The organism is Pseudomonas poae, assembly GCA_028869255.1.
In the GTDB taxonomy this organism is placed as follows: Bacteria; Pseudomonadota; Gammaproteobacteria; order Pseudomonadales; family Pseudomonadaceae; genus Aquipseudomonas; species Aquipseudomonas poae_C.
On sequence record CP110972.1, the window covers coordinates 2932225 to 2945053 of the forward strand.

A 12829-nucleotide genomic window follows, 5' to 3' on the forward strand; every position below is an offset into this window, starting at 1 on the left:
CATGATCAAGCGTATTGCGCAAACCGCAGGTTTCACCGGCCTGCTGGCCGCCCTGCTGCTGACCCTGCTACAAAGTTTCTGGGTCGCCCCGCTGATTCTGCAGGCGGAAACCTTTGAAAATGCCCCGGCTGCCGCCGAAGTCGCCCATGAGCACGCTGCAGGCGCTGCCGCTCACACCCATGACGCCGAAGCCTGGGAGCCGCAAGACGGCTGGCAGCGCGTGCTGTCCACCACCGGTGGCAACCTGGTGGTCGCCGTCGGTTTTGCGCTGATGCTGGCGGGTCTCTACACCCTGCGCGCACCTACCCGTACCGCCCAAGGGCTGCTGTGGGGCCTGGCCGGTTACGCGACTTTCGTACTGGCGCCCACACTGGGCCTGCCACCTGAGCTGCCAGGCACCGCCGCCGCCGACCTGGCGCAACGGCAGATCTGGTGGATCGGCACCGCCGCCTCGACTGCCGCCGGCATTGCGCTGATCGTGTTTGGTCGCAACTGGCTGCTCAAAGTGCTGGGCGTGGCGATCCTGGCCGTGCCCCACGTAATTGGCGCGCCACAGCCGCAAGTGCATTCGATGCTGGCCCCGGAGGCGCTGGAAGCCCAATTCAAGATCGCGTCGCAGCTGACCAACGTGGCGTTCTGGCTAGCGCTGGGCCTGATCAGCGCCTGGCTGTTCCGCCGCAACCGCGACGATCAATACTCGGCATGACCCTGGTGGTCGGCCTGGGCTGCCAGCGGGGCTGTGATGTTCAGACCCTGCTGGCGCTGTTCAACGCCGCCCTCGCCGACGGCGGGATCGAGCGTCAGCGCATCACCGCGCTGGCGAGTATCGACCTCAAACAGGATGAGCCTGGGCTGTTGGCGCTGGCCCAGGCCCTGGACCTGCCGCTGCAGTGTTTCAGCGCTGGACAGTTGGCGGTGTATGAAAGCCGATTGAGCCATAAATCGGCAGTCGCCTTTGCGCATACCGGCTGCCATGGCATCGCCGAAAGCGCCGCGCTGGCCCTGGCCGAACACCTCGGCAACGCCCCCGCCCGCCTGCTGATCACCCGCAAAAAAACCGCCCAGGCCACCCTGGCATTAGCCTGCACCGGTTAAAATCCCGATAATCGCCCTTTCTGAACATGAGCAACGCTCATGCTCGCCCGTTTTCGACAGGAATGCTCCATGACCGTCTACTTTATCGGCGCCGGCCCCGGCGATCCGGAATTGATCACCGTCAAAGGCCAGCGACTGATCCGCAATTGCCCTGTGATCATCTATGCCGGCTCGCTGGTACCGGCGGCGGTGCTGGAAGGTCACCAGGCCGAACAGGTGGTCAACAGCGCCGAACTGCACCTGGAACAGATCATCGACCTGATCAAGGCGGCCCACGCCAATGGCCAGGATGTGGCGCGCGTGCATTCCGGCGACCCAAGCCTGTATGGCGCGATTGGCGAGCAGATTCGGTATTTGCGTGAGCTGGGCATCCCGTTCCAGATCATCCCCGGCGTCACGGCGGTAGCCGCCTGTGCAGCGTTGCTGGAAACCGAATTGACCCTGCCGGACATCGCCCAAAGCGTGATCCTGACCCGCTACGCCGATAAAACCAGCATGCCGGCCGGTGAAGACTTCGACAGCCTGGCGAACCATGGCACGACCATGGCGATTCACCTGGGGGTCAACCACCTGGAGAAGATCGTTGCCGAACTGCTGCCGCACTATGGCGCAGACTGCCCGATTGCCGTGGTGCACCGGGCGACGTGGCCGGATCAGGACTGGGCGGTGGGTACGCTCAGTAATATTGCCGAGAAAGTCGCAGCGAAGGGCTTTCGGCGTACGGCACTGATTGTGGTGGGTCGGGTGTTGGCCAGTGATAATTTCAGCGAGTCATCGTTGTATCGGGCCGGGCATGCACATCTTTTTCGATCGTGATATTTAACATCACATAAACAACATAACTACCTGTTTTAATTTAATAAATAAAAAATAAAAAATGTGGGAGCGGGCTTGTTTCAGTGAAAAATCTATAGGCTGACACTGCGCATTCGCGAGCAAGCCCGCTCCCACACTTAACCTTTGTTGTCAGATAAACTGTGCAAGAACATGAATTTAAAGCAAAAAAAACGGCGCTCACGGGGCGCCGTTTTTTTGTTCGCAGTGAACACCTTACTCAGTAGTAGGCGTTTTCTTTCTGCGTGTGGTCGGTCACGTCACGTACGCCCTTAAGCTCCGGAATGCGCTCCAGCAGGGTGCGCTCGATACCTTCTCGCAGGGTCACGTCCGCCTGGCCGCAGCCTTGGCAGCCGCCGCCGAACTTCAACACGGCGATGCCGTCTTCGACCACGTCGATCAGGCTGACCTGACCACCGTGGCTGGCCAGCCCCGGGTTGATCTCGGTTTGCAGGTAGTAGTTGATGCGCTCATTGACCGGGCTGTCGGCGTTGACGTTCGGCACCTTGGCGTTCGGCGCCTTGATGGTCAACTGGCCGCCCATACGGTCAGTGGCGTAGTCGACTACAGCGTCGTCCAGGAAGGCTTCGCTGAAGGCATCGATATAGGCGGTGAAGCTTTTCAGCCCCAGGGCGGTGTCTTCAGGTTTCTCTTCCCCGGGCTTGCAGTAGGCTATGCAAGTCTCGGCGTACTGGGTGCCGGGCTGGGTGATAAAGACGCGGATACCGATACCTGGGGTGTTCTGCTTGGACAGCAGGTCGGCCAGGTAATCGTGGGCGGCGTCGGTAATGGTTATGGCGGTCATGGAAACTCCTCACAGGCTTGCGGGCAGTTTACGCCAAATTATTACGGAGGTACAAAGTCCTAGTGTTTTTGTCGGGATAGATTGGGGTAGGGGGTTGGGGTGGGGTGTATATCCGTTGTTTGGGTAACGGCTGGAATTGGTTCCGCTCTTACAGCGGGTCACTTTTGGAAGAGCGCCAAAAGTAACCAAAAACGCTCCGCACCAACACTCGGCACCTCGCCTCCGGCTCGGTGTGCCCGCACGCAGACTTGAATCCGTGGGCCGCCGCGATGGGCCATCCTTGGCCCAGCGCGGCTAACCCGGCGTCCTGCCGGGTTACCCACGGATTCAAGCCTGCGTGCGGCCAGCGTGTTTAACGGGGCGCCAAGGATCAAGATCAAGATCAAAAGCGCAAAAGATCGCTGACTTCGTCAGCGCAAAGGATGTAAGGGCCAGATCAAAAACAAAGCAAAGCACGGCGGCCTGACAGCCGACCTGAAGCCATACTCGGTCAAATGTGGGAGCTGGCTTGCCTGCGAAAGCATCAACTGGGTTTGCCTGATGTACCGAGTTGCCAGCATCGCAGGCAAGCCAGCTCCCACAGAAAAGCCAATCCACTGGGATCCCGCTCTTGATCCACACCACTCAGGTCGGCTACCAGGCCGCCGTGCTCTGCTTTTGACTTTGATCTAAGACGCCCCGTCAATCACGCTGGCCGAACGCAGGCTTGAATCCGTGGGCAACCCGGCAGGACGCCGGGTTAGCCGCGCTGGGCCAAGGATGGCCCATCGCGGCGGCCCACGGATTCAAGCCTGCGTGCGGGCACACCGAGCCGGAGGCGAGGTGCCGAGTGATGGGGCGAGGACCTTTTGGTTACTTTTGGGTCCTTCCAAAAGTGACCCGCTGTAAGAGCGGAACCATAAGCGGCCGTTACCGCAGCAACGGAGCCCCCCCCAAACCCCGCCTCACCTCACAAATTCTCATACCTATTCATATCCAAAACCCCCTCCTCCAACGGCGTACTCTCCCGAACATACCGCGACAAATCATGAAAATACTGCCAAAACAACGGATGACTACGCCGCACACCCCAACGGTCAACAATCCTCTCAAAGCGCTTGGCATCCTTGGCCCGCTCCATCTGCCCCACAAACTCCGGCACTTCCTGCGCCGGAATATTGAACATGAAATTCGGATAACTGCTAAGCACCCCCGGGTAAATCGTCACAGTGTCCAACCCCGGCTGATAGCGATACGCCTCCCCCAGCAAAAACGCCACATTACTGTGAGCCCTATTGCGCAACATGCTGTAAACCACCCGCTTACCACTGCCCGTCTCAACACGCAGCATCGTAGCTTCGGGCAACTGATCGATAACCTTGAGCCCGGCTGCCGGGCGCGATGTCAGGCGGCTCAACGCCTGCTCAGCATCCTGCAACGCCGGATCAACACCATCACGCGAACAAAAAGCCCCGCTGCATCGGTTGATCGGATCCGGACTGGCATTCAGATCTCCATAACGGCTGAGCAACTGGTTGGCAAAGTCGCGCTTCGGGTCCTTTTCATCCAGATGCAACCCGGTCGGCTTGTCATCGTCAATCGCCTCATAATCCAGCCATAGCTTGATCTTGCCGCTGTTCTGGTACCAGTCATCCAAAAAGCCATCACGGCTGTCGGCCGGCATTAAACGCAGGAAGTTCTGCTCGGCCCCATTGCGGATCAGGTCGAAGTACAGCCGGGTCTGGGCCTGATGCGACACATTGCCGAACACATCGAAATTCACCGCCAACTGGTAATAGGTCCGCTCCAGCAGCGGGTAGTCAAACAGCCACATCGTCTGCGGCACCTCGCCGATCAGGCCCTTGGTCACCGAGGCGCTGTCGAAATGCCGGAAAATCGTCAGCAAGGCATTGTCATTGCCCGCCCACAGGCTCGACCAGCTCGGCGGCGGCACGTCGGCATAACTGTCACGGCGCAACGCCTCGTACTGATTGCGCTTGTCGCGATAGGCCAGCCACAGGCTGAGCACGCTGCCCACATCGTCGTTCTGCCCCGGCATCGCCAGCAGCGGCGTGGCCTGGCCGCGATAGCGCGCATCGGTGATGTACAGGTCGTGGTCGGGGTCCTGGAACAGGGTCCAGAAGTTGTCGCGGATCACGTCCGTGGCGATCTGCCCACGACACACCGGCCCGCGAATAAAGGTGCGCACGAAGTATTCGGCGTTATCCAGCATGAACTGGTAGCGTGCCTTGGCCGGGATCGCCTCAAACGTTTCGAACGGATTGGCGCGGCGCCCTGGCCCGTAACCTGGCAAGGCGTTGACCTGCCAATTACCGGCGTAGAACAGCTCCTTGATCCGCGCCATTTTCGCCGCGCTGAACGGGTAAGTGATGTGGGTTTTATGCACGATCACGCCCTGTACCGGCCACAGGCGGTAGTACACCTGGGTGCCGGGGTCGTCGTTGGGGCGGCGCGTGGCGATCAGGTCGATCGGCTGGCCACTCGGCGTGCGCGAACGCACCCACTGGAAGAAATGCCCCGGCTCGCCGTTCTCGAAATAGATGTGGGCCAGGAACAAATGCTCGAACAACCAGCGCGCCACCAGGCTTTCACGGGCGCCGGGCTGATTGAACAGGTTTTCCCACTGCTGCACCTGCAAGGCTTCCTTGGCGCTGGGCGCCAGGCCCTGCTCATCAATCGGCGCACCGGAGGCCAGCCAGCGTTGCAGGGTCTGGTATTGCTGGTCAGTCAGGCCGGTGACCGCCAGCGGCATACCTTCCTTGGGATGGGCGCCGGCGTAGGCATTGAACTCGCCAGGCAGCGCACACTTGTTTTCGCGGTTCAGGCCCAGCGCGATCTCGTCGGGCAGCTTGGCGTTGGGCTGCAGCGGCGCGTTATGCCCCAGCTCCAGCATGCGTGCCATCAAGGCGGCCTGGCTGCCCTGCGCGTCGAGCACCGAATAAAAGCCCTTCTGCTGCCAGGCTTGCTTACCGAACGCGTCATAGAACAAACGGGTGGTGGGCGTTGCCTGGCTGCGTTCGCCGTCGTACACCGGCACTTTGGTCGCCCCGCGTGCCGCGCCCTCGGCACTGCCCAGGTTGAGCTGGCAGGCGGAGTCGTAGCAGGCGTGGCAGGCCACGCATTTCTCGGTGAAGATGGGTTGGATGTCGCGGGTATAGGAGATCGCCGGAGCGGGACCTTCTGCCAAGGCGGTGCTGGCGATCAAGGCCAGGACGGCGCTGACGATAAGACGAAGTGACATGTATCCGGTCCCGATTCAATGCGTGCGCTGAAAAATTGCCGACGATTCTACCGATGTCGACACGCCATCAACATGAACGATATTCATGCAAAAACCTGCCATGCTCCAAAAGCGCACAGGTTTGCTATGATCCACGCCCTCCGTAATGCCTGACCTAGAGTAGTCCCATGCCCGATCGTAGCGCTCGTCTGCAAGCCCTCCACCAAGCCCTCAAGGAACGCATCCTGATCCTCGACGGCGGCATGGGCACGATGATCCAGAGCTATAAGCTTGAGGAGCAGGATTACCGTGGCAAACGCTTCGCTGATTGGCCGAGCGACGTCAAGGGCAACAACGACCTGCTGGTGCTCACCCGTCCGGACGTGATCGGCGGCATCGAAAAAGCCTACCTGGATGCCGGCGCCGACATTCTGGAAACCAACACCTTCAACGCTACGCGCATTTCCATGGCCGACTACGGCATGGAAGAACTGGCCTATGAACTGAACGTAGAAGGCGCACGCCTGGCGCGCAAGATCGCTGACGCCAAGACCCTGGAAAACCCGGCCAAGCCGCGCTTCGTTGCCGGCGTGCTCGGCCCTACCAGCCGTACTTGCTCGCTGTCGCCGGACGTGAACAACCCTGGCTACCGCAATGTGACCTTCGATGAGCTGGTGGAAAACTACACCGAAGCCACCAAGGGCCTGATCGAGGGCGGCGCCGACCTGATCCTGATCGAAACCATTTTCGATACCCTCAACGCCAAAGCGGCGATCTTTGCCGTGCAGGGCGTGTTCGAAGAACTGAATGTCGAACTGCCGATCATGATCTCCGGCACCATCACCGACGCCTCCGGCCGTACCCTGTCGGGCCAGACCACCGAAGCGTTCTGGAACTCTGTCAGCCACGCCAAGCCGCTGTCCGTGGGCCTCAACTGCGCCCTGGGCGCCAGCGAACTGCGCCCGTACCTGGAAGAGCTGTCGAACAAGGCCAACACCCATGTGTCCGCGCACCCGAACGCCGGCCTGCCTAACGAATTCGGCGAGTACGACGAGCTGCCCTCGGAAACCGCCAAAGTCATCGAGGAATTTGCCCAGAGCGGCTTCCTTAATATTGTCGGCGGCTGCTGCGGCACCACGCCAGGCCATATCGAAGCCATCGCCAAGGCCGTGGCCGGTTACGCCCCGCGCCCGATCCCGGACATTCCCAAGGCGTGCCGCCTGTCGGGCCTGGAGCCGTTCACGATTGACCGCAGCTCGTTGTTCGTCAACGTCGGCGAGCGCACCAACATCACCGGTTCGGCACGTTTTGCCCGGCTGATCCGTGAAGACAACTACACCGAAGCCCTGGAAGTCGCCCTGCAGCAGGTGGAAGCCGGCGCCCAGGTGATCGACATCAACATGGACGAGGGCATGCTCGATTCGAAGAAGGCCATGGTGACCTTCCTCAACCTGATTGCCGGCGAGCCGGACATCTCCCGCGTACCGATCATGATCGACTCCTCCAAGTGGGAAGTGATCGAGGCGGGCCTCAAATGCATCCAGGGCAAGGGCATCGTCAACTCGATCAGCATGAAGGAAGGCGTCGAGCAGTTCATTCACCACGCCAAGTTGTGCAAGCGCTATGGCGCCGCCGTGGTGGTGATGGCGTTCGATGAAGCCGGCCAGGCCGATACCGAAGCGCGCAAGAAAGAAATTTGCAAACGCTCCTACGACATCCTGGTGAATGAAGTCGGCTTCCCGCCGGAAGACATCATCTTCGACCCGAACATCTTCGCGGTCGCCACCGGTATCGAAGAGCACAACAACTATGCCGTCGACTTCATCAACGCCTGTGCCTACATCCGCGATGAGCTGCCGTATGCGCTGACCTCCGGCGGCGTGTCCAACGTGTCGTTCTCGTTCCGCGGCAACAACCCGGTGCGCGAGGCGATCCACTCGGTGTTCCTGCTATACGCGATCCGCAACGGCCTGAGCATGGGCATCGTCAACGCCGGCCAGCTGGAGATCTACGACCAGATCCCCGCCGAACTGCGCGACGCCGTGGAAGACGTGGTGCTCAACCGCACCCCGGAAGGCACCGACGCCCTCCTCGCCATTGCCGACAAGTACAAGGGCGACGGCAGCGTCAAAGAAGCCGAGACCGAGGAATGGCGTGGCTGGGAAGTCAACAAGCGCCTGGAACATGCGCTGGTCAAGGGCATCACCACGCACATCGTCGAAGACACCGAGGAATCCCGCCAGTCGTTCGCCCGTCCGATCGAAGTGATCGAAGGCCCGCTGATGTCCGGCATGAACATCGTCGGCGACCTGTTCGGCGCCGGCAAAATGTTCCTGCCCCAAGTGGTGAAATCCGCCCGGGTGATGAAGCAGGCCGTGGCCCACTTGATTCCGTTCATCGAGTTGGAAAAAGGCGACAAACCCGAAGCCAAGGGCAAGATCCTGATGGCCACGGTCAAAGGCGACGTGCATGACATCGGCAAGAACATCGTGGGCGTGGTGCTGGGCTGCAACGGCTATGACATCGTCGACCTCGGCGTGATGGTGCCTGCGGAGAAGATCCTGCAAGTGGCCAAGGAACAGAAGTGCGACATCATCGGCCTGTCCGGCCTGATCACCCCGTCCCTGGATGAGATGGTGCACGTGGCCCGCGAGATGCAGCGCCAGGATTTCCACCTGCCGCTGATGATCGGTGGCGCCACCACCTCCAAGGCCCATACGGCGGTGAAGATCGAGCCCAAGTACAGCAACGACGCGGTGATCTACGTGACCGACGCCTCGCGTGCGGTAGGCGTGGCCACGCAGTTGCTGTCCAAGGAATTGAAGGCCGGTTTCGTCGAGAAAACCCGCCTGGAATACATCGACGTGCGCGAACGCACCTCCAACCGCAGCGCCCGGACCGAGCGCCTGAGCTACCCGGCGGCCATCGCCAAGAAGCCGCAGTTCGACTGGAGCACTTACACCCCGGTCAAGCCGACCTTTACCGGGGCCAAGGTGCTGGACAATATTGACCTCAAGGTGCTGGCCGAGTACATCGACTGGACGCCGTTCTTTATTTCCTGGGACCTGGCCGGCAAATTCCCGCGCATCCTTGAAGATGAAGTGGTCGGCGAAGCCGCGACCGCGCTGTATGCCGATGCCCAGGAAATGCTTGCCAAGCTGATCGACGAAAAGCTCATCAGCGCCCGCGCCGTATTCGGCTTCTGGCCGACCAACCAGGTGCAGGACGATGACCTGGAGGTCTACGGTGACGATGGCCAGCCGATCGCCAAGCTGCATCACCTGCGCCAGCAGATCATCAAGACCGACGGCAAGCCGAACTTCTCCCTGGCCGACTTCGTGGCGCCTAAAGACAGCGGCGTGACCGACTACATCGGTGGCTTCATCACCACCGCCGGCATCGGCGCCGAAGAAGTCGCCAAGGCTTACCAGGACGCCGGCGACGACTACAACTCGATCATGGTCAAGGCCCTGGCCGACCGCCTGGCCGAAGCCTGCGCCGAGTGGCTGCACCAGCAGGTGCGTAAAGAGCACTGGGGTTACGCCAAGGACGAACAGCTGGACAACGAGGCGCTGATCAAAGAGCAATACAGCGGCATCCGCCCTGCCCCGGGCTACCCGGCGTGCCCGGATCACACCGAGAAGGCCCAGTTGTTCCAACTGTTGGACCCTGAGGCCAGCGAGATGCACGCCGGCCGCAGCGGTGTGTTCCTTACCGAGCACTACGCAATGTTCCCGGCCGCCGCAGTCAGCGGCTGGTACTTCGCCCACCCGCAGGCGCAGTACTTTGCCGTGGGCAAGGTCGACAAGGACCAGGTGGCGAGCTACACCGCCCGCAAGAACCAGGACCTGAGCGTGACCGAGCGCTGGCTGGCGCCGAACCTGGGTTACGACAACTGAGGTCGGGTTGATTGTCTATGCTGTCCCTCACACACCTTGTGTCGAGGGATGTATGGACGATCCGGACAACAATAAGCCGCCTACCTTCTGGCAGATGCTCCACAGCGTTATGGCTGCCGCCTTTGGCGTGCAGAGCGGCAAGAACCGCGCGCGCGACTTCACCCACGGCAAGCCCAGCCACTTTGTGATCCTGGGCATTCTGTTTACCGCCGTGTTCGCGCTGACGTTATTTGGCGTCGTCCAGCTGGTGTTGCACTTGGCCGGCGTGTAAACCCTAGCAAAATGTGGGAACGGGCTTGCCCGCGATGGCGGTGTGTCAGAGAAGAATATTTCGACTCAAACACTGCTATCGCGGGCAAGCCCGCTCCCACAGGGGGTCCTCATCCGTTTTGGTGATCGCCCTCTTCCTACTGATGGCTGACCCAGAATACAGCGGCTCCCACCACCAGGATAATCAGGAACAGAATCGCCCAGGCATCCACGGTACTGTCAGGTTTACGGGCTTTGGTCGGGTTACTCATGGCATCGCCTCTTATCGGTTTTATAGGTGATTGCACTCAAACACGCTCACAGTAAAGTCGACGATTGCCCGCATGACAAATGTGGGTATCGCGATAACCGTTCTCATTAGTCATTTTGGTTATTTGCATATACTCAAACATCACTTTTGCGCATAAACGCAAACTGGTATCGTGCGCCGGCTCCGTTAGGGAGTGCGCGGCCGTGCGCGCAGATTTGCCGAGAACAGGACCTATATGTACGTATACGACGAATACGATCAGCGCATCATCGAGGACCGCGTCAAGCAGTTCCGTGATCAGACCCGACGCTATCTGGCAGGTGAACTGAGCGAAGAAGAGTTCCGCCCTCTGCGCCTGCAAAATGGCCTTTATGTTCAGCGCTTTGCGCCGATGCTGCGGGTGGCCGTGCCCTATGGCCAGCTGACTTCGCGCCAGATGCGCATGATGGCCAAGATTGCCCGCGACTTCGACAAAGGCTACGCCCACATCAGTACCCGCCAGAACGTGCAGTTCAACTGGCCGGCCCTGGAAGATGTGCCGGATATCCTGGCTGAACTGGCCACCGTGCAGATGCACGCGATTCAGACCAGCGGTAACTGCCTGCGCAACGTGACCACCGACCAATTCGCCGGTGTTGCCGCCGACGAGTTGATCGACCCACGCCCCTGGTGTGAAATCGTGCGTCAGTGGACCACCTTCCACCCGGAATTCGCCTACCTGCCGCGCAAGTTCAAGATCGCCGTCAATGGCTCGACCTCGGACCGCGCAGCCATCGAAGTACACGATATCGGCCTGGAGCCGGTGTACAACGCGGCCGGCGAACTGGGCTTCCGCGTACTGGTGGGTGGCGGCCTGGGCCGTACCCCGGTAGTCGGTGCGTTTATCAACGAATTCCTGCCCTGGCAGGACCTGTTGAGCTACCTCGACGCCATCCTGCGGGTCTACAACCGCTATGGCCGTCGCGACAACAAATACAAGGCCCGGATCAAGATCCTGGTCAAAGCGCTGACGCCTGAAGTGTTCGCACAGAAAGTCGACGCTGAAATGGAACACCTGCGCGGCGGCCAGACCACCCTGACCGAAGCCGAAGTGCATCGCGTCGCCAAGCATTTCGTCGACCCCGAATACAAGGCCCTGACCAATCAGGACGCCGAGTTCGCAGCGCTTGATAAAGAGCATCCAGGTTTCGCCCGCTGGCGCACCCGCAACACCCTGGCGCACAAAAGCCAGGCTATGTGGCCGTGACCCTGTCGCTGAAACCTACCGGTGTTGCACCGGGCGATATCACCGACAAGCAGCTGGACGCCGTCGCCGACCTGGCCGACCGCTACAGCTTCGGCCAACTGCGCACCTCCCACGAGCAGAACATCATCCTCGCGGACGTTGAGCAGAGCCAACTGTTCAGCCTGTGGGGCGAGCTGCGCGAAGGCGGTTTCGCCACGCCGAACATCGGCCTGTTGACCGACATCATCTGCTGCCCGGGTGGCGATTTCTGCTCCCTGGCCAACGCCAAGTCGATCCCGATTGCCGAATCGATCCAGCGCCGTTTCGACGACCTGGACTACCTGTTCGACATCGGCGAGCTGGACCTGAACATCTCCGGTTGCATGAACGCCTGTGGTCACCACCACGTCGGCCACATCGGCATCCTGGGCGTGGACAAGAAAGGCGAAGAATTCTACCAAGTGTCCCTGGGTGGCAGCGCCAGCCGCGATGCGAGCCTGGGTAAGATCCTCGGCCCGTCCTTCGCCCAGGAAGCCATGCCCGAGGTGATCGGCAAGCTGATCGACGTGTACATCGAACAGCGCACCGAAGATGAGCGTTTCATCGACACCTACCAGCGCATCGGCATTGACCTGTTCAAGGAGCGCGTCTATGCAGCGAATCATTAAAAACAACGAAGTCCTCGACGAAACCTGGCACCTGCTGCCCAAGGACGCGAGCTTCGACGGCATTTCCAACTGCGACGACCTGATCGTGCCGCTGGCCCTGTGGCGCGAGCACGGCCATGCCCTCAAGGCCCGCGACGGCGGCCTGGGCGTGTGGCTGGACGCCGATGAAGAAGCCGAGGAAATCGGTGAAGACGTGGAGCACTTCCAGGTCATCGCCCTGAACTTCCCGGCCTTTACCGACGGCCGCAACTACTCCAACGCCCGCCTGCTGCGTGACCGCTATGGTTACAAGGGCGAGCTGCGGGCAATTGGCGACGTGCTGCGCGACCAACTGTTCTACCTGCGCCGTTGCGGGTTCGATGCCTTCGCCTTGCGCGCCGACAAAGACCCGTACGAAGCGCTGGAAAGCCTCAAGGACTTCTCGGTGACGTACCAGGCTGCAACGGATGAGCCGCTGCCGCTGTTCCGTCGGCGTTGAGGCTTCGTGCTTGAAAAACCCTGGCATGCCAGGGTTTTTTTATGGGTTGAATTTGATCAATGATGGTTAATCACCCGGCACACCC

At 60.6% G+C, this 12829-nt stretch carries 8 protein-coding genes and 1 pseudogene; 7 read left to right on the forward strand and 2 right to left on the reverse strand.

Annotated features, from left to right (window positions below; translation table 11 throughout):
• Position 1: 1 nt before the first annotated feature.
• The 3 genes from LRS56_13330 (at position 2) to cobM (ending at position 1911) form a co-directional block, all read left to right on the forward strand.
• Positions 2-706 (forward strand): CbtA family protein, encoded by a 705-nt coding sequence (locus LRS56_13330; GenBank protein ID WDU65334.1) that lies wholly within the window; start codon positions 2-4, stop codon positions 704-706.
• Positions 703-1095 (forward strand): cobalamin biosynthesis protein, encoded by a 393-nt coding sequence (locus LRS56_13335; GenBank protein ID WDU65335.1) that lies wholly within the window; start codon positions 703-705, stop codon positions 1093-1095. The genes LRS56_13330 and LRS56_13335 overlap by 4 nt, the downstream gene beginning before the upstream one ends.
• Positions 1096-1164: 69 nt before the next feature.
• Positions 1165-1911, forward strand: coding sequence for a precorrin-4 C(11)-methyltransferase (gene cobM, locus LRS56_13340; protein ID WDU65336.1), 747 nt, complete (start codon positions 1165-1167; stop codon positions 1909-1911).
• A 238-nt stretch (positions 1912-2149) separates the two neighbouring features.
• On the opposite strand, the gene nfuA is transcribed toward cobM, so the two are convergent.
• A complete protein-coding gene (gene nfuA, locus LRS56_13345; GenBank protein WDU65337.1) occupies positions 2150-2734 on the reverse strand; it encodes a Fe-S biogenesis protein NfuA in 585 nt (194 codons plus the stop codon).
• Positions 2735-3683: 949 nt separating this feature from the next.
• On the reverse strand, positions 3684-5975 hold the full coding sequence (locus LRS56_13350; protein ID WDU65338.1) for a fatty acid cis/trans isomerase: 2292 nt from the start codon (positions 5973-5975) through the stop codon (positions 3684-3686).
• A 167-nt stretch (positions 5976-6142) separates the two neighbouring features.
• Between LRS56_13350 and metH the strand changes: the two genes are divergently transcribed.
• The 4 genes and pseudogenes from metH to LRS56_13370 all read left to right on the forward strand — a co-directional run bounded on the left by metH (position 6143) and on the right by LRS56_13370 (position 12744).
• Positions 6143-9853 carry a methionine synthase gene (gene metH / locus LRS56_13355; protein WDU65339.1) on the forward strand — a complete coding sequence of 1237 codons (3711 nt, stop codon included), beginning with the start codon at positions 6143-6145 and terminating at the stop codon, positions 9851-9853.
• 52 nt (positions 9854-9905) lie between these two features.
• Positions 9906-10124 (forward strand): DUF2970 domain-containing protein, encoded by a 219-nt coding sequence (locus tag LRS56_13360; GenBank protein WDU65340.1) that lies wholly within the window; start codon positions 9906-9908, stop codon positions 10122-10124.
• A gap of 484 nt (positions 10125-10608) precedes the next feature.
• Positions 10609-12266: pseudogene (locus LRS56_13365) on the forward strand (nitrite/sulfite reductase).
• The gene (locus tag LRS56_13370; GenBank protein WDU65341.1) at positions 12250-12744 is read left to right on the forward strand and encodes a DUF934 domain-containing protein; all 495 of its coding nucleotides are present in this window, start codon (positions 12250-12252) and stop codon (positions 12742-12744) included. Before LRS56_13365 ends, LRS56_13370 begins: the two are co-directional and overlap by 17 nt.
• The last annotated feature ends 85 nt before the right edge of the window (positions 12745-12829 follow it).